Raw genomic sequence first — 21,249 nt, 5'->3', positions numbered from 1 at the left:
CTACCCAAAAGGGGTTGGTTAAGGTTTCTAAGATTGATGTGATGGCCGTTGGCGCCCATCCCGATGATGTAGAAATGGGTGCCGGTGGCCTTGTGGCTACGTTTGTAAAATCAGGTCTTAAAGTGGGGATTGTGGATTTGACCGCCGGTGAACTGGCCACCAACGGTACCGTCGAAGAAAGGCAGGAGGAGGCCCGGAGGCCGGGGAGGTGCTGGGGCTCGCCTGGCGCAAGTGTCTGGGGACCCCCGATCGAGGCATTACCACCGGCAAAGAAAATCTTTTGCAACTGGTGGAGGTGATCCGGGAAAGCCGGCCCAGGCTGATTTTATGTCCCTACTGGGAGGACCGGCACCCGGACCATGTCCATGCCTGCCGGCTGGTGCAGGAGGCCTGGTTTGACGCGGGTTTAACCAGGATTGGGTGCCCCCTGCCGCCCTTCAGGGCGGGACAAATATGGTATTATTTCTTGGCCAGGGCCGCTGAACCCACATTTATTGTGGATGTATCAGCCTGTTACCACACCAAAAGATCGGCCATCATGGCCCACGAAACACAATTCGGGAAAAGTCTCAACAGTACGGAGACCTTTTTAAATGCCGGACCGGGCAGCTTGCTGTCCATCATCGAAAGCAGAGACCGCTATTTTGGTTCATTGGCCGGTTGTATGTACGGGGAAGGGTTTACCACCGGGTCTCCCCTGGCCATTCACAATCCACTTGCTTTGCTGGGGGTGAAGGATTGAAGATCGGCATCCTGTGCCACTCCACCTACGGGGGGAGTGGGGTGGTGGCTTCGGAATTGGGTAAGCTTCTGGCCAAACGGGGCCATGAGGTGCACTTTGTAACCGTGGGGCGCCCCTTTCGCCTGGCCACCTACCGGCACAATATTTTTATCCACGAAGTGGCGGCCTTTCACCACCCGCTGTTTGAAGTACCGCCCTATTTTCTGACCCAGGTGAACAAGACCGTGGAAGTCCTGCGCTGCTACCAACTGGATGTTCTGCATGCCCATTATGCGGTGCCCCATTCCCTGGGAGCCCATTTGGCCCGGCAAATCTTTGGCAAACAGATTCCGGTCATCACCACGCTTCACGGCACCGATACATCTCTGGTGGGAGCGCACCAGGAGTTCTACGAAATTACACGCTATGGTCTGGAAGCCAGCGATATGGTAACGGTTGTTTCTTCCTTTTTGGCGGAACAGACCCGCAAAACCTTTCATTATGCAAAGGAATTGCCGGTCCTTTATAATTTTGTGGATACCGGTGTCTTCACACCTGAGGCCGCGGCAGACAGAAACCTCATTACACCAGGGGACGAGGCCCTGCTGGTCCACCTTTCCAATTTCCGGTCTCTCAAACGGGTGCTGGATGTGATCGAGGTATTTCACCGGGTCCGTCAACAGAGACCCGCTCGCCTGGTGATGATCGGCGACGGGCCGGACATGCCCGCTGCACAGAAATTAGCCCAGTGTCTGGGGGTATCGAAGGACATTCTGTTCCTGGGACAACAGGATACCGTGGCCCCCATTTTGGCTGCCGCGGACGTCATGCTGTTTCCCTCCTGCTGCGAAAGTTTCGGCCTGGCTGCTCTGGAGGCCCTTTCCTGCGGCGTGCCCGTGGTGGCCACTCGGGCAGGGGGCGTACCGGAGGTCATTGAACATGGCCAGGTGGGCTTTTTGACCGGGGTCGGAGAGGTGGAGGAAATGGCCAGGCTGACTTTGCTGTTGTTAGAGGACCGGTCCCTGCGGAAAAAAATGTCTGCCCGGGCCAGAAGTCATGCCATAAACAAGTTTAATGCGGACCAATGGGTGGTAAAATATGAACAACTTTACCAATCTGTTTTAAGCAATTGATACGGGGGGTAAAAACTTGAAAGTTATCACATTTGGCAAACTTCAGGCACAGGAAGGCCAGGGCGATTCGTTACTGGAAATCATTCAGGAACATATGAACTATATTAATGAGCAGCCAGGACTGGTCCACGGCTACGTGGCCAGGTGCAACGGCAACAGCAACAAATTCCTGGTTGTTTCGGTCTGGGAAAATGAAGAGGCCCAGCAGGCAGCCATGACCAAACTCAGTTCCGACCCGGGCGCTACCAAAGGTTTTCTCCAAATGATGCAGCTGCTGAATGGACAGCCGGATTTTGGAAATTATACCGTGGAAAGCATAGCCAGGTAAACAAGGGAATATGGTTTAGGTAAAACCGGCAAAGGAGTGATTCCATGCCTGATCTGCGGGAAGTTGAAGCCGGTACCACCGTGGTTACGGCCGTGGCCGTAACCGATGTGCTGGAGCAGCCGGAGGAAGGAATTCCCCTGGTAACACAGCTTTTAATGGGGTGGCCGGCGCAGGTTATGGGAGTGGAGGGGGACTGGTTCCACATTCAGGCCCAGGACGGTTCACCGGGGTGGGCAAAGGTGGATCACTTCTGCTTGCCCCGGTGGCCGGCTCCATCAGAGGTTGTGCAAATCGTGCGGGCAACGGCCGGTTTAACCACGGCAGCTGGTACCGTCGGAGACCGGTTTTGCACTCTGTTTTTGGGTAGCCGACTGCCTTTACTGGAACAAGGGAAAGAATTTCTGCGGGTTGCTCTACCCCGGGGCAGCAGCGCCTTTGTGCACAGGGAGGATGCCCAAATCATCTCTTCCAATCAACCGGTTAACAAAAAACAGGTCCTGGCGGTGGCCGGCCTGTACGCCGGAGCACCTTACCTGTGGGGTGGCATGACGGCACGGGGTGTGGATTGTTCCGGACTGACGTACATGGCTTATTTTGTCAATGGTTTTCAACTGCCCAGGGATGCTCAGGATCAATTTAAGGCAGGCATCCCTGTGGAAAAGGAGGATCTGGAAACCGGTGACCTGGTGTTTTTTTCAACCATCGAACCGGGGCCTTCGCACGTAGGGATTTACCAGGGGGATGGCCTGTTTATCAACGCCAGGACCAAGGAAGGGGTAACGGTTACCTCCTTTCATGAACCGTTTTTTGCCGGACGGTATTTAGGAGCAAGAAAATATTTGTAAATTCATACAATTTGACTTTGGTAAAGTTGTCCTCACCAGTTAACATTTGTAGTATAATAGGGTTAACATTCAATGGTGGGAGCGTAAAGATTATGCAAGTGAACGAAGAAATGATTTTTCATGCCAAGGTGACTTGCCCTAACTGCGGCAAAGATTTTCTGCATCCTGAAGTAAAAACTAAATACATTGCGTTAGAAAAACAAGACAGTGATCTTTGCGGTCATTACAGCGGCATTAATCCTATCTTTTATGATGTTATGATCTGCAAGCATTGTGGTTACGGGTTTACCAAGGAAACAAACATCCCCCTCAGTGAACCGGAGAAAGCCTCCATCAACACCATCCTGTCCGGCTGGCATACCGAGGGCTCCCAGTATACCGGCTTAAGGACGCTGGAGCAGGCCATCAAAGCGTATAATTTGGCCATTCTCTGCCAGGAACTGAGAAAAGCCAAGGACTCTGTCAAGGGCTCCCTGTATCTCCGGTTGGGATGCTGTACCGGTACCAGGGCCATAAGGAAAACGAAGCAAAATCCCTGCAGCGGGCCCTGGAATTTTTAAAAAAGGCCTATGAAAAGGAGTCTACATCCGAAGTTAAAAAGGAACTGCGCATGATGTATTTGATCGGGGACCTGTCTTACCGCGACGGTAATATGAAGGAAGCCGTCCAATGGTTCTATGCGGTCACCCGGCACCCGGAAGTGGACCGCTACCCGGTCTTCGCCCGGATGTCCAGGGCCCGCTGGCAGGAGATTCGAGCCGAATTAAAACAAACAGAGTAGGGATCTTGAGGTAAACGGGATTGTCCCCGGATACCTCTTTTTTGTGCCCCTTTCCATCACGACGTGGTAAAATGGTACAAAGAGCAGGCTTATGCAAAAAGGGGTGATTGGACTGGAACATCAATTTGTCCACCTGCATTTACACAGTGAATACAGTTTGCTGGACGGGGCAACCCGCATCAGTCAGGTGGCCAAGCAGGCCAAGGAGAGCGGCATGAACGCCCTGGCCATTACCGACCACGGGTGCATGTTTGGCGTGATCGACTTTTATAAAGCCTGTCATAAAGAAGGGGTTAAGCCATCCTGGGCTGCGAAGTCTATGTGGCGCCCCGCCGCAGAACCGACCGGACACCCAGGTTGGATGACCAGCCCAGCCACCTGGTCCTGCTGGCGGAAAATCAAAGGGGCTATAAAAACCTGCTGAAACTGGTCTCCCTTGGCTATACCGAGGGGTTTTACTATAAGCCGAGAATTGATAAGGAACTGCTGGCCCGCTACAGCGACGGTCTGATCGCACTAAGCGGCTGCCTGGCCGGGGAAGTGGCGGATAAAATTTTAAACAGCCAGCCGGACAAAGCCCGCCGGTCGGCCCAGGACTACCTGGAGATTTTTGGCCGTGACCGTTATTACCTGGAACTGCAGGACCACGGCTACCAGGAACAAAGGACAGTCAACCGGGAACTCTTAAAGATTGCCGCCGAGTTGAACCTGCCGCTGGTGGCCACCAATGATGTCCATTATTTAAAGCGGGAACACGCGGACATTCAGGATGTTTTGCTGTGCATTCAGACGGGCAAAAGCATTAACACCCCCGGTCGGATGAAATTTGAATCCCAGGAAATGTATTTAAAGAGTCCCCGGGAGATGAATTTACTGTTTGGGGAAATCCCGGAGGCCCTGGCCAACACCGTAAGAATTGCCGAACGCTGCCAGGTGGAACTGGAATTCGGCAACCTGCACCTGCCCTATTTTACAGTGCCCGAAGGGTATACACCGGCCAGCTACCTGAGAGAGAAGTGCCTGGCCGGCGCCGTTAAACGCTACGGTCATTGTGACGGGCCGGTCCGGGAACGCCTGGATTATGAATTAAAGGTTATCGGCCAAATGGCTACGAAGAGTATTTTCTCATTGTCTGGGACTTTATTCGCTACGCCAGGGAGCGGGGCATCGCCGTGGGGCCGGGACGCGGTTCCGCCGCCGGCAGCATCGTATCTTACGTTTTGCAGATCACCAATATCGACCCGCTGCAATACGGCCTGCTGTTTGAGCGGTTTTTAAATCCGGAACGCATCTCCATGCCGGATATTGACATTGACTTTGATTACGAGCGCCGGGGCGAAGTCATCGAATATATTGTGCAAAAATACGGCACGGAACGGGTGGCCCAGATTATCACCTTCGGTACCATGGCCGCCAGGGCGGCCATTCGGGATGTGGGGCGGGCACTGGACATGCCTACGGGGAAGTGGACCGGGTAGCCAAACTGGTGCCCATGGAATTGAACATGACCATTGATAAAGCCCTGGCCAATTCCCCAGACTTAAAGGGTGTTTATGACCAGGACCCCGAGGTAAAACGTTTGATCGACACCGCGCTGGAATTGGAGGGCATGCCGCGGCATGCCTCCACCCACGCCGCAGGTGTGGTGATTTCACGGGAACCCCTGGTGGAATATTTGCCCCTGAACAAAACCTCCGACGGTCTGGTGACCACCCAGTTTCCCATGACCACGGTGGAGGAACTGGGTCTCCTCAAAATGGATTTGCTGGGACTGCGCAACCTGACGGTCATCGGTGAGGCCGTCAACCGGATTGAGCAAACAAGGGGGAACCACTGGACATCAACGCCATCCCCCTGAACGATCAGGCCACCTTTGAGATACTGTCCCGGGGTGAAGGCATCGGCGTCTTCCAGCTGGAAAGCAGCGGCATGCGCAGCATCCTGAAAGAACTGAAGCCCAATGCCTTTGAAGACATCGTGGCCCTGGTGGCCCTGTACCGCCCCGGTCCCCTGGGCAGCGGCATGGTGGAGGATTTTATTCAGCGCAAGCACGGGCAGACCCGGGTGGATTATTTTCACCCGGATTTGGAACCCATCCTGCGGGAAACCTACGGGGTGATTTTGTACCAGGAACAGGTCATGATGATTGCCCGGGTGATGGCGGGTTATACTCTGGGACAGGCGGACTCCTTACGAAAGGCCATGGGCAAGAAAATTACCAAGATTATGACCATGCACCGGGAATGGTTTGTCAACGGCACCGGTGTGGACGAGAAGGGGAATCCTCTCAAAAGCCCTATCCCGGGGGCGGTGGCCAGGGGCTATGACCGCCAGTTGGCGGAGAAAATGTTTGACCTGATGGAGTACTTTGCCGGCTACGGCTTTAATAAATCCCACTCGGCGGCCTACGCGCTGGTTTCCTACCAGACGGCGTACCTGAAGGCCAACTACCCGGTGGAGTACATGGCCGCCCTGTTGACATCCGTGCGGGACAATACCGATAAAGTGGTTTTGTATATTGAAGAATGCCGCCGCATGGGAATTCAGGTCCTGCCGCCGGATATCAATCAGAGCCGGGAAAACTTCACCGCCCTGGAGGGGCCCATCCGCTTTGGTCTGGCCGCGGTGAAGAACGTCGGCTTGAATGCGGTGCAGGAAATGATGCAGGCCCGGGAGAAGGGAGGAGCATTCACCTCTTTTTCGGACTTCTGCAGCCGGGTGGATCCTCGGGTGGCCAACCGGCGGGTGCTGGAGAGTTTGGTCAAGGCCGGCGCCTGGATGCCTTTGGTCACCGGGCACAGCTTTTGGCAGCACTGGACACAGGTCTGGAATATGCCGCCAGGGTCCAGAGGGACCGGGAGCAGGGCCAGGTCAACCTGTTTGATTTGATGCCGGACCTGCCGGAGCAGGCCGCAGAACTGCAGCTGCCGGAGGTTCCCAAACTGAGCGCCAAGCAGCAGTTGGAGTTTGAGAAGGAAGCCCTGGGTTTATATATTTCCGGCCATCCCTTATCGGAGTTTAACTGGGTTCTGGAGGACCTGGAAGTCCAGCGGACGGTGGACCTGGCGGATGCCCCGGACGGCCAACCCCTGCTGCTGGCGGGCATGATTTCCACCATCAAAAGGATCACTTCCCGCAAGGGGGACCCCATGGCCTTTGTCAACCTGGAGGATTTAACCGGTAATTGTGAGGTGGTGGTATTTCCGGAGGTCTGCCGCCGTTATAACAAAGCCCTGGACCCAAGGGTGCCTCTTTTGGTAAAAGGCCGGGTCAATAACAACGGCGAAGAGGCCAAGGTACTGGCCGAGGAAATCATGCCCCTGGACAATATCGACTGCCAACTCTGGTTAAGGTTCAATGACGGTGACGCAGAGGCCCTCAAACAATTGGAAGGGATATTAACCCGGCATCCGGGGAACACGCCGGTTTACCTGTTTAACCCTGACAATAAAAAGATATCCCAACTGGAGAACGGGCTGCGGGTCAATCTGAACACCGAGTTAAAAACGGCTTTAACCAGGCTTTTGACCATAGACAATATCAAGATTCGTTTCAACCTGCCCGGGAAGGCCCCGGTGCTGCCGCCAGGGATCTGCACAAAACAGATGCGCCGCCTCAGACTGCCCCGGTAACAAAGAAAGAAACACCGGGCCCGGCGCATCAAGGGTTCATGGTGTTACCCCGGCCATGCCCACCGGTTCCTTTAACCCGGATCTCTATCCCGTACCGAACAGTTTGCTGGATCTATAGGCTTTAACACATACGATCAGGGCTGCAGGAATCCCCTCAGCCCTTTTTATGTCCCGTTCTTAGGCTGCCCTGTCAACTTGTGTCAGGCCTTGTCCCGCTGATATAATCATGTCACGGGATCAAAGGGGGTATGAAAAATGAGCTTGATCTTTTTGGTGTGTTTCATCCTCGTCCTTGTTATTATCGTAGAGATCTCTGCCATTGCCTTAAAATTAACGGGCATGGACCTGCACGTAGCCCGTTTTCAAGCCCTGTCGGCCCTGGTCACCGTAGGTTATACCACGTCGGATTCCGAAGCGGTGGTAAAGCACCATGTGCGCCGGCGCATCATCATGGTGCTGATGGTGCTGGGGTACCTGGGTACCGCCACCATTGTGACGGCGCTTATCAACATCATGCGTCACCCCCTTACCCTGCTTCAGGTGGGCACCGCCATTATGATTGTGCTGCTGGCGATCAGCCTGGCTTCCAGCCGCAAACTGCGTGTTCATTTGGACCGGGGTATTGAACGGCAGTTGTCCCGCCACCACTCGCTGCAAAAACGGTCCGTGGAGGAAGTGTTAAAGTTAGACCGGGAGTACGGCGTGGCAGAGGTGGTGCTGAAAGAGAATAGCTTTTTGGTGGGCCAAACCATTGCCGACAGCAAAATCCGGGATCGGGATATCTTTATTCTGGCCATTGAACGGGGCGATAAATTCATTCATTCCCCCCGGGGAAACCAGACCTTACAAGCGGAGGATAAACTTATCGTGTACGGGAACATGCGGAACATCCACCTGCTGCTTTGTTGGGATTGCACCAGGTAGACTTACGGGTATTCCTTTGGGGTCCTGTTGCTAGTTGTCAAACATCCCTAAATATGATATGATTGGTACTGTTAAAAAGAGGAAGTTAATATGGGGTGAATCCTATGGCGGAAAAATTTGATATAGTGGGTGATTATGTTGTGGTGAAGGCCCTGGAAAACGGGGTTACCATCATTGGTTTAACCCGGGGCGGCGTAACCAAATTTCACCACTCGGAAAAGCTGGATAAAGGGGAAATCATGATTGCCCAGTTCACCGAACACACCTCGGCCATCAAGATCCGGGGACGGGCGGAATTGATGACCAAACACGGCAAGATCCGTACCGATACCGATTAAAATAAGGGTATCGCTGGGTAAGCCGGGAGCTTCATAAAAGTAAGCAACAGTATCCAGAGACAATTCTCTGGATATACTTATTTTTGTGGGGAAAAAGAGGAATACCAAGGGAATGAATAGAAACATCTATCTATGCTGGATTAATATTCATATTTTTTATTAAGTAAATTCGAGGGGGCCTATAACAAGTGTGGACGGTGGTATATATTGCGCCCAGCAGAAAACAAGCCGAGCGATTACAACAAGCTTTGCTACAGGAGGGCTTGTTGGTTAAATTACGCAATATCGGACTGCCGAATGGCAATGAAAATGGAGCGGTAGAGATTTTGGTGCCTGAATCTGAGGTCGACGAAGCGTTAGAAATCATAAACACCGTATAATTGCATGACAGTTAAGGGAGAGGTGAGTCTTGGTTTTAGAAATTTTTCGTAAGCCAAAGTATGTAACCGTACGACCGGAAGGTACCCAGAACGGCGAAAAAAGAGATATACCCGAAGGTTTATGGGTGAAATGTTCTCGCTGCAATGAAATTCTTTATACCAAAGAACTGGATAAAAATTTTAAGGTTTGTCAAAAGTGCAACTTTCACTTTCGCCTGAATGCCCGGGAAAGAATCCGCATGACCCTGGACGAAGATTCCTTTAAGGAATATGACAATGAGTTAACTACAATAAACCCGCTTAATTTTCCGAATTATCCCGAAAAAATGGCCGCCGCCCAGGAAATCACCGGTCTCAAGGAAGCTGTGGTTACCGGGGAAGGAACCATCGACGGGTTCCCGGCGGTGGTTGGCATCATGGACTCCCACTTTATCATGGGCAGCATGGGTTCGGTGGTAGGAGAAAAGATCGCCCGGGCCATCGAGCGGGCCATTGAAAAGAAACTGCCGGTGATTATTTTTGCCACCTCCGGGGGTGCTCGCATGCAGGAAGGAATTTTATCCCTCATGCAAATGGCCAAAACCTCTGCTGCTCTGGCCAAACTGGATGAAGCCGGGTTGTTATTTGTTTCCGTCATGACAGACCCCACCACCGGTGGGGTTACAGCCAGTTTTGCCTCCCTGGGGGATGTCATTATCGCCGAACCGGGGGCGTTAATCGGTTTTACCGGTCCCAGGGTGATCGAGCAAACCATCCGTCAAAAACTGCCGGAGGGTTTTCAAAGGGCGGAATCTATGCGCCAGCACGGCATGGTTGACATGATTGTGAGCCGCCCGCAAATGAAAGAAACATTGGCGAAAATTCTTTCACTACATAAAAGTTAAAAGGAGGCATGTATGGCGCTTGATTTTGAGAGGCCCCTGCTGGAGCTTGAGGCCAAAATCGAAGAATTAAAACGTTTTACCAGGGAAAAGGATATTGATTTTTCTGATGAAATTGTCCTGCTGGAGAAAAAATCCAGGGAAATGAAGGAAAATATCTACAACAACCTCACTCCCTGGCAGAAGGTGCAGATCGCCAGGCACGCCGCACGTCCCAACACCCTGGACTACATCAAAGCCCTGTTTGCGGATTTCCTGGAACTGCACGGGGACCGTCTCTACGGCGATGACCCGGCGGTTATGGGCGGCATCGGCCGTTATAAAGGAATTCCTGTGACGGTGATGGGACACCTGAAGGGCCATGATACCAAGGAAAATGTGCAGCGAAACTTTGGCATGGCCCACCCTGAGGGTTTCCGCAAGGCCCTGCGATTAATGAAGCAGGCCGAGAAATTCGGCCGCCCGGTGATCTGCTTTATCGATACAGCCGGTGCCTACTGCGGCATGGGAGCGGAAGAAAGGGGCCAGGGGGAGGCCATCGCCAGGAACCTGATGGTTATGTCCGCCCTGAGAGTGCCGGTGGTTTCGGTGGTTATCGGCGAGGGCGGCAGCGGCGGGGCGCTGGCCCTGGGCGTGGCCAATAAAATTCTCATGCAAGAGCATGCCATCTTCTCCGTCAGTTCTCCCGAAGCTGCTGCCAGCATCCTCTGGAAAGACGGCACCAAAGCAAAGGAAGCGGCGGAAGCCTTAAACCTGACCGCCCAGGACCTCTTAAGACTGGGCGTGATAGACGAAATCGTTACGGAACCGCTGGGCGGCGCTCACAGCGACCTGACAACCGCCTGCCATCTCCTGGACCAGGCCCTGGAGCGTAACCTGAAAGAACTGCTGGAGAAGTCCGCAGAAGAGCTGGTTGAGGCCAGGTATGCCAAGTTCCGGGCCGTGGGACAAACTGGATAAAAATAAAAAATTTTAACAAGGATAAGCCTGTCGCTTTGCGGCAGGCTATAGGTGTATGATGAGGTTTTGTTAAGGGGGATCGATTGAATTGCAAAGAATTGGCGTTTTAACCAGCGGCGGAGATGCCTCGGGAATGAACTCTTGCATTCGTGCTGTGGTCCGCAAAGCCATTTACCACGGGTTGGAAGTGATCGGCATCCGGCGCGGTTACAGCGGTTTTATAGACGCAGACATGGGACCGATGAGTCTTGGTTCGGTGGCGGACATCATCGGCCGGGGCGGCACCGTTTTACATACGGCCAGGTCAGAGCGTTTTATGACCAAGGAGGGCCGGGCGCTGGCCATGGAAAACGTGGAGCGGTTCGGTATTCAGGGCTTGATTGTCATCGGCGGGGACGGTTCCTTTACCGGCGCCAGTATTTTTCACCAGGAACACGGCATTCCTGTCATCGGTGTGCCGGGAACCATTGATAACGACATCCCGGGAACCGATTACACCATTGGTTTTGACACCGCGGTCAACAATGTGGTGGATGCCATCAACAAAATCCGTGATACAGCCACTTCCCATGAACGTACCTTTGTCATTGAGGTGATGGGCCGCAATTCAGGCAACATCGCCCTGGCAGCCGGTTTGGCCGGCGGTGCGGAAACCATTTTGATTCCGGAAATTCCCTTCAATGTGGAGGATATATGTAAAAAATTATTGAGCGGCATCAAGCGGGGGAAACTCCACTCGGTAATTTTGGTGGCCGAAGGGGCCGCCAGCGGCATAGAGATCGGGAAGAAAATAAAAGAACTGACAGGCTTTGACACCAAGGTCACTATCCTGGGTCATTTGCAGCGGGGGGTATTCCCACGGCCTTTGACCGCATTTTGGCGGCCAGATTGGGCGCCAAGGCGGTGGAACTGCTGATGGCCGGCGAGACCAATAAAATGGTCGGGATTCTGGCCGGTGAAATTATAGCCACTGACTTAACGGAAGTGCTGGGCAAGCCAAGACCCATCAACAAAGAAATGTACGATCTGGCAAAAATACTGTCTATTTAATTTTTCCTTAAAAAAAGGGGGATCGAACATGAGACGCACTAAAATTGTCTGTACCATAGGTCCGGCCAGTGAGAATGTGGAAACCTTAAAAAAGATGATGCTGGCGGGCATGAATGTAGCAAGACTGAATTTTTCCCATGGTACCCATGAAGACCACGGCAGGAGAATTGCTGCCATACGCCAGGCAGCCGGTGAAGTGGGCAAGAATATCGCCATCATGCTGGACACCAAGGGTCCGGAGATTCGTTTAAAAAAATTTGCCAATCCGCCTGTTACATTGGAGCCGGGACAACGCTTTACCCTGACGACCCGGGAGGTGCTGGGGGACAATACCATCGTTTCGGTCACCTACATGGATTTACCCAAGGATGTGCGGCCGGGCAGCAAGGTGGCCGTAGCCGACGGTTTAATTGAGATGGAAGTGGAGGCCATTGATGGTCAGGATGTCCACTGCCGGGTCATCAACGGTGGGCAGCTTTCCAACCAGAAGGGTGTTAACCTGCCCGGCGTTAATGTTAACTTGCCCTCCATCACCGACAGGGACATCGCAGATATTCGCTTTGGTTTGGAGCAGAGGGTGGATTTTATCGCCGCCTCCTTTATCCGCAAGCCATCCGACGTTATTGCCATCCGTCAAATCGTGGAGCAATACGGCGCAGACGTTGACATTATCGCCAAGATTGAAAGCCGCCAGGGTGTGGAAAACCTGGCGGATATCATCAATGTTGCCGACGGGATTATGGTGGCCAGGGGTGACCTGGGTGTGGAAATTCCTGCCGAAGAGGTCCCTGTTTTACAGAAGACCATGATTGAAATGTGCAACCTGGCCGGCAAGCCGGTTATCACCGCGACTCAAATGCTGGAATCCATGACCCAAAACCCCAGGCCCACCCGTGCCGAGGCCAGTGACGTGGCCAACGCTATTTTTGACGGCAGCGACGCCATTATGCTATCCGGCGAGACGGCGGCTGGCAAATACCCGGTACAAACCGTGGAAACCATGGCCCGCATCGCCCAGCGGGCGGAACTGGCTGTGGACTTTGATGACCTGCTGGTGGCCCGGGGTGCCGCTCTGCAAAGAACGGTCACCGGCGGCATCAGCCATGCCGTGTGTACTATTGCCAAGGAACTGGGTGTTACCGCCATCATTACCGCCACTGCCAGCGGCCATACTGCCCGGATGATTGCCAAATACCGTCCCAAAGTCCATGTGGTTGCCGTTACCCCGAGGGCCAATGTCCTGCGAAAACTGGCCCTGGTCTGGGGAGTGGAACCCCTATTGATCGGCGATGTGGTGGGAACGGACGAAATGATTGCCAGCTCGGTGGAAGCCGCGCTGGCCTCGGGACTGATCTCCGCCGGCGACCTAGTGGTCATCACCGCCGGTGTGCCGGTGGGCGTACACGGCACCACCAACATGATGAAGGTCCATACCGTAGGTACGCTGCTGGCCAGGGGCACTGGCATCGGCAGGCGGGCAGTTACCACCGGTAAAGTACGGATTTGCCGGACGGTGCCGGAGGCACTGGAAAAGGTGCAGCCCGGCGATATTCTGGTTACCGTGGCCACCGACCGGGATTTTGTGCCTGCCATGGAAAAGGCAGCGGCTGTCATCACCGAAGAAGGCGGTCTAACCTCCCACGCTGCCATTGTGGGACTGGAGTTTGGCATCCCGGTCATTGTGGGTGTGGAAAATGCCACCGATATTCTGCCCGACGGCGAAATTATCACCGTAGACGGCCAGCGGGGACTGGTCTACGGCGGCGTGGCAAGGGTGTTATAATTGGCTTTTGGCCATTGGCTTAGAAAATGGAAACCACCTGTAGGGTATTCTTACAGGTGGTTTTTGGGTTATTGGAAATGATTTACAGTTAGCGCTTTTTTAAATAGTTAACGCCCTGCCCGGCCATAATAAGCCAGGGGAGGCAGAGAATTGGCTGACAAGATTTTAGAAATATTAAGCAGCCTGGGTTTGCCCGGACTGTTTGTGGGAGTTTATCTGGAGGCCCTGGGAATACCCTTTCCGGGCAGCGTCCTGGTGGCCCTGGCTGGCTTCTTATCCAAGCAGGGAAAGATCAACATTGTCCTGGCCTGGCTGGTGTCCATGCTGGGCTACATCCTGGGGTCCGCCTCCGCTTTTTTAATCGGGCAGCATGTGGGGGAACCCTTCATCAAAAGATGGGGGAGATACCTGCAGCTTACGCCGCAGCGGTTTGACCGGGCCCAGCAATGGTTGAAAAAATCCGCCCCGGGATTCATCATCGGCGGCCGGTTTATCCCCACCGTAGGTAACGTTACTCCCTACGTGGCCGGTATCAGCGGCATTTCCCTGGTTCAATTCCTGCTGTATGACATCATCCATGCCCTGCTCTGGTTAACCACCTTTTTAGGCGCCGGGGCCCTGCTGGGCAAGAATTGGCTGCGGCTGGTGGACGGGCCCTGGTTCAAGTGGCTCTGGGTGGCAGGCGGCCTGTTCCTTCTTATTTATATTTTCCGTCATATTAATGTCCATAGGTAGGTTTAGATGAGCCGTACTTTTTCCCATTATCTGTGAGTACCCGCTGCAGTTTTATACCCATAGATTCGTAGCGGTTATTGGCATATTGCAGAAAATCAGCGGTAGAATCGGCTGTCTTATCAGTCGATAACGAGGAGAAGAATTTTGTCGTATTGTGTTAGAAAATGTTGGAAAAATATGTTACTATTTTGCAGGTTTTTTGGTAGAATATTTTTTTAAATAATTTACTTAGGAAACATTTCAAAACGTTTGCTGCAAATATATGCATAAGACGATGTTAAATATCTAAACATAAAACAGGAGGAAAATGTTACATCATGGAAGAATGTATTAGCTGTGAACCAAATGAAAACCTGCTGCTGGGAGAACAACGTTGTATTTGTAAAAAGCTAATCTGTGAAATCAAAAACAACGTAATAGAAATAAAGTGTAACAAATGTAAGAGGTTTATCAGGATTATTACCAAAGGAATAGATGATATACAAATTATATAATACAGCTTCTAGTCAACAAAAGCCCATAGAGGCAATTGAAGGGAGCAACCAAGTTTATTCATGGTTGTGCTCCCTTTTTTATTGCCGTGAATTTAGAAACGGGGACTAAGTAAATGAAATCCATCTTAAAGAAGTTATTAAATATAGGTAAAGATGACGGGCAGATAGACCAATTTAAAGAAATAGCCTGGTTAGTTGATAAACATTCTGAACAAACCCAGCAGTTAAAAGATGAAGATTTAAAAAATAAAACACTAGAGTTTAAGAATAGGATTCAGCGGGGGGAAAGCCTGGATTCTGTTTTGCCGGAAGCCTTTTCGGTTGTTCGGGAGGCAGCCGCACGGGTACTGGGCTTAAGACCATTTTTTGTTCAAGTACTTGGTGGCATAGCTCTGCACCGGGGCAATTTTATCGAAATGAAAACCGGGGAAGGGAAAACCCTTACCGCAACCATGCCTGTTTATCTCAATGCACTTACCGGTGAAGGGGTTCATGTGGTTACAACAAACGAATACCTGGCCCGGCGGGACAGTGGGGAAATGGGTGAAGTTTACAGGTTTTTGGGCCTGTCAGTGGGCTGTATACAAAGCCGTATGAACCAACTGCAAAGACAGCGGGCTTATCAATGTGATATTACTTACGGAACCAATAGCGAATTTGGTTTGATTACCTTAGAGATAACCTGGTGAACCGGATTAATAAAAAGGTTCAGCGCGGTCTTTGTTTTGCTGTAATTGACGAAGTGGACAGCATCCTTATCGACGAGGCCCGGACTCCTTTGATTATTGCCGATGATACATTATCCAACATAAACCTTTACTTAAAGGCAGATAGGGCAGTACGCCGGCTGAAAGAAAAGCTTCATTTTGAAGTTGACCCAAAAGAGAAAAACGTAGTTCTTACCGAAGAAGGCATTGCTGCCTGTGAGGAAATCTTTGGACTAGATAATCTGGCCACCGTTAAAAACATGGAAATCTACCACCACCTTATCCAGGCCCTCAAAGCCACTGGGTCTTTAAAAAAGACGTGGATTACGTTGTTATCTCCGGTAAAAACGGTCCGGAGGTAGTTATCGTTGACCAATTTACAGGACGCCTTATGCACGGGCGCCGTTATGTCAACGGCCTGCACCAGGCCATTGAGGCTAAAGAAGGGGTGGAGATTCGTAAAGAGAGCAAGGTGGTGGCCACCATCACCTTCCAGAACTATTTCCGTAAATACCGGAAACTGGCAGGTATGTCCGGCACCCTTGTACATGAAACAAAGGAGTTCCGGGAGATTTACGGTGTGGATGTGGTAGAAATACCCACTAACAAACCGATAATCCGCCGGGATTTAGAGGATCAGGTTTTTATCACCGAACAGGCTAAGTGGAAGGCCATAGTAAAAGACGTAAAGGAAAAATACAGCCTGGGACGCCCGGTTCTGGTGGGCACAATTAATATCTGGAAGTCCGAAGAAATGAGCCAACTGCTGCAAAAGGAAGGAATTCCCCATGTGGTTCTTAACGCCAAAAGCCTGGAACAGGAAGCAGAGATCATTGCCCGGGCCGGGCAGCGGGGAGCGGTGACCGTGGCCACCAACATGGCCGGCCGGGGTACAGACATCAAGCTGGGGGACGGGGTAGCCGAACTGGGCGGTCTGCACGTCATCGGCACCACCCGCCACGATGCCCGGCGCATCGACGATCAGTTGCGGGGCCGGGCAGGCCGCCAGGGTGACCCCGGTTCTTCCTGTTTTTACATCTCTATGGAAGACGATCTGATTCGTAACCATACACCCGAACATTTGCTGGCTGAACTGGATCAAGCGGGACTTTCCGGTGAGGAAACCGTTGCAGATAAGAAACTAACCTTGCTGGTGGAAAAAGCCCAGAAAAGGATAGAAAATAAAAATTTTACCATTCGCAAATGGTTATTGGAATTTGATGATGTGATGAACCGGCAGCGGGATTTTATTTATGCCGAACGGGACAAAATCCTGGCCGGTGAAAACCTCCGGGAATATATTCACGCCATGATTAAAGAAACAGTAGAAGATTTGGTGGGTAAGCACACATCCCCTGATACCCAACCAGGTGAGTGGGACCTGATCGGGTTAATGCTGGAAATGCACCGCTATTTCCGCATGGCCAAAAAATTTGCCTTGACGAATTTGTCTAACCTGACCACACTGGCGCTAACCGAGGAACTGCTGGAGCAGGTTTTGGCTGTTTACCGGGAAAAAGAAACCATGGCCGGAGATGAAGCCATGCGTGAAAGGGAGCGGCAGGTAATGCTTAAAATCATCGACAGTAAGTGGACAGACCATATCGATGCCATGGATCAACTGCGCCAAGGCATCGGTATGCGGGCCTACGGCCAGATCAAGCCCATCTACGCCTTTTTGCGTGAAAGCCGGGATTTATTTGAACAAATGCTTAAGGAAGTGCGACTGGAAACCGTGACGACCCTGTTTACATTAAAGAGTTAGCTAATTAATCAGCTTTTTGGGAGGTGATGGTTTCAAATAAATAAAAACTTTTGGGTAAGGAGTTGTGTTTTAAACTTATTTTTCCGATTTATCTTCGATGTAAGTTTTGGTTAATTACTTAGGTCATACAAAGGAGGGTATTAAGTGAATTTAAACGATAAGAAAACCAAAAAGGTTGTTGCAGGTATTGTGGCCGGAGCCATGGGCATGAATATTGTTCCTGCCATGATGCCGGTGGTGGACAGTGATTTGGTAGGGATGTTTGGGATTAGAGCGGCGGAGGCGGCTGTACCGACAGAACTGGCCCGGAACGTAGCATTTACAGATACGGACACCAATGGTGGGCAGATTGCCGGTAATGTAACCTGGGAGGCTGCGGCAGATGAAAGCAATATCACTGATTACGTAGTATATTACTTGGATGCCAGTGACCAAAAAGTAGGTGAAGCTATTGGTACAGTGGCTAAAGGGGGCACCTACTCCGTAACCATAAATGCTGATACAGCCATTCCGACAGGAGCAACCCAAATTGGCGTATTCTCCAAGAATACTGAAGGAGAAAGCGCAACTGCTGCTAAAGTGGCCATTGTGGATGATAAATCTGGGGATGCAAACAACGCACCGACCGTAGCTAACCCAATAAATGACATCACAGGAACAGCCGGCGGTGAAGCTGTAACAATAGATGCCAGTGGAACCTTTGAGGATCAAGATGGGGACAGCCTGACTCTAACCGCCGCCTCTTCTGACGAAAGCATTGCGACTGTAACAGTAAACGGAACCGACATAGTTGTTACCCCCGTGGCAGAAGGTACAGCAACGATTACAGTAACAGCTGATGATGGAAATGGCGGTAAAGTTAATACAACCTTTGGTATTGTAGTAAGTAACGCACCGACCACTGGAGACGGTACCGGTGAAGACGGCACCACTGGTGACGATACCGCCGGTGACGATACCACTGGAGACGATACCGCCGGTGACGGTACCACTGGAGACGATACCGCCGGTGAAGACGGTACCACTGGAGACGATACCGCCGGTGAAGACGGTACCACTGGAGACGATACCGCCGGTGACGATACCGCCGGTGACGATACCACTGGAGACGATACTAAGCCTTTCTCAATCACTGCTAAAGGTGACCTTGACAGATCAAGCGGTATTAAAGCGACTGTCAATGTAGACCGTATTTCTGCTGCTCCGGATCATGACGGTAGTGAAGTAGTTATTTTCCAACTAATGAAAGGCAATGAACCGGTAAGTATCGTTGCTTTGGAAAAGGATATTCAGTCCCCGGAAGGATTAACAGCCCACTTTAATGTGGATGGCTCGGACAATAATTATTGGGTAAAAGTATTTGTTTTTGATGAATTTAACAGCGACACAAACAGCGTACAAACCAACCTGGCTCAAGCACTTGAATTAGGCAAAAATTAGGCAAATAATTCTAAACAGATATAATCGAATCTGGGTTGACCCCCAGGTTCGATTATATCCTTTGAAAGTGAGGATTGATAAAGTGAAGAACCGCATACTGAGTATCTTAACAATTGTAGCGCTTTTACTTACACTGGTTCCCTTTTCTGCCTTTGCAGATCAATCGGTAACCCTTAATACTATTTCTGCGAAGACACCCGGCAGTGAGGTTACAATAGCCGGAACAACGTCATTAACTGAAGTTAGCATAAAAGTTATTCGACCCAACAACACTGTTTTATATGTAGATGTTGCAGATGTTAGCAATGGTTTATTTACAAAAACCTTTAAATTGGCCAGTGATGCAGCTACAGGAACATACACTGTCGTTGCAGGTCAGGGTAACGTTGTTGCTACAACAACATTTACAGTACAAACAGGACAAACCGGTGGCGGAGGAGAACAACCCAGCAACAACGCTAACCTGAGTAATTTAACTATTAGCTCCGGCAAATTAGACCCTGCCTTTAACTCCAATACCACAAGATACAAAACTATCGTTAGCAGTACCACCGCTAGCGTTACTGTTACTCCCACAACAGCAGAAAGTCATGCCACTGTGAAAGTTAACGGCAGTACAGTAAACAGCGGAAGTGCCTCACAGGCCATTATTCTAAGTGAAGGCAGAAACGACATAAACATTCTGGTAACCGCCCAGGACGGTACTACCACCAAAACCTATACCATTACAGTAATTAAGCTGCCGGAACCTACTACGGTAGCTTCCGGCCAAACTGTGTCTGTAAGTGATACCACTACTCCGATTGCGGTTACCGTACCCGCCGGGGTAACCGAAGCAAAAATAAAAGTTACAACTCAAAGCACAGCACAAGGCAAAGAGGCAACTATGCCGCTGGTAGTTGTCCAGGCCCAGACCACCCTGGGAACTGTTGCAGTTGAAATTCCTGACGGCACCACAGTAACCGGCCCGGCCGGCTGGGATGGCACCATTAAGCTACCTACTGTCCAGGCTAATAACAGTGTTAGTGTAAGCAATGGTAATGTAAGTGCGGTGGTTGAAGTAGGTTTGCCCGATGTGGAACTGAAATTCAGTCATGCAGTCAGACTGCTCATTCCAGGACAGGCCGGAAAATCAGCTGCCTTTGCCAGAGGTAACGGCACTCCTACTGTTATAACAAGAGTTCTCAGTGCCGACTCCCAGTCTGTAGCTGACAGTGAAATACCGGCCTATGGAGATGCCAAAATTAACGTGGGATCAGACCTGGTCATCTGGACCAAGCACTTCACCAAGTTCATAGCCTACACACCCATCAGCAGCAGTGGCGGCGGTGGCGGTGGCGGTTCTGTATCGTCAAATGAAACCACCGTTTCAGCAAAGGATGGTGGTAAGGTAACCGCTGCGGGTGTCACCATTGTAATCCCTGCCAATGCCTTGGCCAGCGATATTAAGGTTAAAGTAGAAAAGGTAACCAGCACATCCGGCCTGCCTTTGCCTGCTAAGAGCAAGCTGATTAGTGATGTAGTTGAGATTACCAAAGATAAATCCGGTGATTTCAAAAGGCCCGTAACTATTACTTTAACCTTTGATAAGTCAAAGGTTGATGCCGATAAATATGATGTAGGTATTTACTGGTTTAATGAAGAAACTAAGACCTGGGTTAAATTGGATAACGCAACCGTAGACCTGGCAGCAGGCAAAGTAAGCGGTGAAGTTGACCACTTTACCAAGTTTGCAGTGCTGGCCACTGAAAAGGCAACTGAGAAACCCGCTGAAACATCCACTTCTACATTGCGGGATATTACAGGCCATTGGGCAGAAAATACCATTAAGCAAATGGTAGAACGTGGTATTGCCAAGGGATATCCCGACGGAACCTTCAAGCCGAACAATAACATTACCAGGGCCGAATTTGCAGTCATGCTGGTACGTGCCTTCAACCTGGCCCCACAAAACGGCAAAGTCTTTGCGGATACCGCTGATCACTGGGCCAAGAATGACATAGCCACAGCTGCAGCCTACGGCATTGTCAATGGTTTTGATGCCAATACCTTTGGCCCCAACAACTTAATTACACGTGAGCAAATGGCTGCCATGATTGTAAAAGCCGCCAAGCTTACCGTGGTTAACGACGATACAACCTTTGCTGACAGTGCAAGCATTTCCAGTTGGGCTAAGAGTTCCGTTGCCACTGCAGTTAAAAACGGTATCATGAAGGGCTATCCCGACAACACTGTTAAACCCAAAGGTAATGCCACCAGGGCAGAGGCAGTTACCGTAATCTTTAATGCTCTAAAACTTTAAACAAATAATAAAAATGATACCCCTTAAGAGTTTTCCCTCTTGAGGGGTAT

At 51.1% G+C, this 21,249-nt stretch carries 17 protein-coding genes and 5 pseudogenes; all 22 read left to right on the top strand.

The genetic code is table 11. The features are described from left to right. Positions 1 to 14 precede the first annotated feature (14 nt). The 22 genes and pseudogenes from P378_RS21025 to P378_RS04900 all read left to right on the top strand — a co-directional run bounded on the left by P378_RS21025 (position 15) and on the right by P378_RS04900 (position 21,199). Positions 15 to 299 carry a PIG-L family deacetylase gene (locus tag P378_RS21025; RefSeq protein ID WP_238472895.1) on the top strand — a complete coding sequence of 95 codons (285 nt, stop codon included), beginning with the start codon at positions 15 to 17 and terminating at the stop codon, positions 297 to 299. Beyond that, positions 209 to 742, top strand: a complete 534-nt coding sequence (gene bshB1 / locus P378_RS04985) for a bacillithiol biosynthesis deacetylase BshB1 (protein ID WP_238472894.1) — start codon at positions 209 to 211, stop codon at positions 740 to 742. The genes P378_RS21025 and bshB1 overlap by 91 nt, the downstream gene beginning before the upstream one ends. Beyond that, on the top strand, positions 739 to 1,854 hold the full coding sequence (bshA, locus tag P378_RS04980) for an N-acetyl-alpha-D-glucosaminyl L-malate synthase BshA (RefSeq protein ID WP_099082485.1): 1,116 nt from the start codon (positions 739 to 741) through the stop codon (positions 1,852 to 1,854). The genes bshB1 and bshA overlap by 4 nt, the downstream gene beginning before the upstream one ends. A 16-nt stretch (positions 1,855 to 1,870) precedes the next feature. Beyond that, complete coding sequence (locus P378_RS04975) at positions 1,871 to 2,182, top strand: putative quinol monooxygenase (RefSeq protein ID WP_099082484.1); 312 nt, start codon at positions 1,871 to 1,873, stop codon at positions 2,180 to 2,182. 44 nt (positions 2,183 to 2,226) lie between these two features. Continuing rightward, positions 2,227 to 3,027 carry a C40 family peptidase gene (locus tag P378_RS04970; protein WP_099082483.1) on the top strand — a complete coding sequence of 267 codons (801 nt, stop codon included), beginning with the start codon at positions 2,227 to 2,229 and terminating at the stop codon, positions 3,025 to 3,027. 92 nt (positions 3,028 to 3,119) lie between these two features. After that, positions 3,120 to 3,808 (top strand): annotated as a pseudogene (locus P378_RS04965) (DUF2225 domain-containing protein). A 91-nt stretch (positions 3,809 to 3,899) separates the two neighbouring features. Next, positions 3,900 to 4,396 (top strand): annotated as a pseudogene (locus P378_RS24010) (PHP domain-containing protein); the annotation flags it as partial. Positions 4,397 to 4,893: 497 nt separating this feature from the next. After that, positions 4,894 to 5,666 (top strand): annotated as a pseudogene (locus P378_RS24005) (hypothetical protein). Further along, positions 5,642 to 6,697: a DNA polymerase III subunit alpha gene (gene dnaE / locus P378_RS24000; RefSeq protein ID WP_420795973.1), complete on the top strand. Its 1,056-nt coding sequence runs from the start codon at positions 5,642 to 5,644 to the stop codon at positions 6,695 to 6,697. Before P378_RS24005 ends, dnaE begins: the two are co-directional and overlap by 25 nt. Beyond that, complete coding sequence (locus P378_RS23995; protein ID WP_420795971.1) at positions 6,613 to 7,440, top strand: OB-fold nucleic acid binding domain-containing protein; 828 nt, start codon at positions 6,613 to 6,615, stop codon at positions 7,438 to 7,440. The genes dnaE and P378_RS23995 overlap by 85 nt, the downstream gene beginning before the upstream one ends. Positions 7,441 to 7,695: 255 nt before the next feature. Beyond that, positions 7,696 to 8,364 (top strand): cation:proton antiporter regulatory subunit, encoded by a 669-nt coding sequence (locus P378_RS04955; RefSeq protein ID WP_099082482.1) that lies wholly within the window; start codon positions 7,696 to 7,698, stop codon positions 8,362 to 8,364. Between the two features lie 104 nt (positions 8,365 to 8,468). Further along, complete coding sequence (gene mtrB, locus P378_RS04950; RefSeq protein WP_099082481.1) at positions 8,469 to 8,702, top strand: trp RNA-binding attenuation protein MtrB; 234 nt, start codon at positions 8,469 to 8,471, stop codon at positions 8,700 to 8,702. 188 nt (positions 8,703 to 8,890) lie between these two features. After that, a complete protein-coding gene (locus tag P378_RS04945; protein ID WP_099082480.1) occupies positions 8,891 to 9,082 on the top strand; it encodes a glutamate decarboxylase in 192 nt (63 codons plus the stop codon). A gap of 29 nt (positions 9,083 to 9,111) precedes the next feature. Beyond that, positions 9,112 to 9,966 carry an acetyl-CoA carboxylase, carboxyltransferase subunit beta gene (accD, locus tag P378_RS04940; protein ID WP_099082479.1) on the top strand — a complete coding sequence of 285 codons (855 nt, stop codon included), beginning with the start codon at positions 9,112 to 9,114 and terminating at the stop codon, positions 9,964 to 9,966. A gap of 12 nt (positions 9,967 to 9,978) precedes the next feature. Next, positions 9,979 to 10,923 carry an acetyl-CoA carboxylase carboxyltransferase subunit alpha gene (locus P378_RS04935; RefSeq protein WP_099082478.1) on the top strand — a complete coding sequence of 315 codons (945 nt, stop codon included), beginning with the start codon at positions 9,979 to 9,981 and terminating at the stop codon, positions 10,921 to 10,923. 88 nt (positions 10,924 to 11,011) lie between these two features. Beyond that, a pseudogene (gene pfkA, locus P378_RS04930) lies at positions 11,012 to 11,973 on the top strand (6-phosphofructokinase). A gap of 28 nt (positions 11,974 to 12,001) precedes the next feature. Further along, on the top strand, positions 12,002 to 13,756 hold the full coding sequence (pyk, locus tag P378_RS04925) for a pyruvate kinase (RefSeq protein ID WP_099082477.1): 1,755 nt from the start codon (positions 12,002 to 12,004) through the stop codon (positions 13,754 to 13,756). Between the two features lie 150 nt (positions 13,757 to 13,906). Next, entirely contained in the window at positions 13,907 to 14,491 is a 585-nt protein-coding gene (locus P378_RS04920; RefSeq protein WP_099082476.1) for a DedA family protein, read from the top strand. Between the two features lie 607 nt (positions 14,492 to 15,098). Continuing rightward, a pseudogene (locus tag P378_RS23990) lies at positions 15,099 to 16,068 on the top strand (preprotein translocase subunit SecA); the annotation flags it as partial. A gap of 15 nt (positions 16,069 to 16,083) precedes the next feature. Next, entirely contained in the window at positions 16,084 to 17,457 is a 1,374-nt protein-coding gene (locus P378_RS21005) for a preprotein translocase subunit SecA (protein ID WP_420795972.1), read from the top strand. Positions 17,458 to 17,601: 144 nt separating this feature from the next. Then, positions 17,602 to 18,897 carry an Ig-like domain-containing protein gene (locus P378_RS20050; protein ID WP_207653998.1) on the top strand — a complete coding sequence of 432 codons (1,296 nt, stop codon included), beginning with the start codon at positions 17,602 to 17,604 and terminating at the stop codon, positions 18,895 to 18,897. A gap of 82 nt (positions 18,898 to 18,979) precedes the next feature. Next, positions 18,980 to 21,199, top strand: a complete 2,220-nt coding sequence (locus P378_RS04900; RefSeq protein ID WP_180260994.1) for an S-layer homology domain-containing protein — start codon at positions 18,980 to 18,982, stop codon at positions 21,197 to 21,199. The last annotated feature ends 50 nt before the right edge of the window (positions 21,200 to 21,249 follow it).

The organism is Desulforamulus profundi, assembly GCF_002607855.1.
This window is presented reverse-complemented; position numbering and strand designations above follow the sequence as displayed.

What these genes read in the sequence shown, in the direction of transcription:
- P378_RS21005 (WP_420795972.1), top strand. Translation starts at nt 16,084, where the DNA reads ATGCACGGGCGCCGTTATGTCAACGGCCTGCACCAGGCCATTGAGGCT.
- P378_RS04955 (WP_099082482.1), top strand. Translation starts at nt 7,696, where the DNA reads ATGAGCTTGATCTTTTTGGTGTGTTTCATCCTCGTCCTTGTTATTATC.
- P378_RS04970 (WP_099082483.1), top strand. Translation starts at nt 2,227, where the DNA reads ATGCCTGATCTGCGGGAAGTTGAAGCCGGTACCACCGTGGTTACGGCC.
- pyk (WP_099082477.1), top strand. Translation starts at nt 12,002, where the DNA reads ATGAGACGCACTAAAATTGTCTGTACCATAGGTCCGGCCAGTGAGAAT.
- P378_RS04935 (WP_099082478.1), top strand. Translation starts at nt 9,979, where the DNA reads ATGGCGCTTGATTTTGAGAGGCCCCTGCTGGAGCTTGAGGCCAAAATC.
- mtrB (WP_099082481.1), top strand. Translation starts at nt 8,469, where the DNA reads ATGGCGGAAAAATTTGATATAGTGGGTGATTATGTTGTGGTGAAGGCC.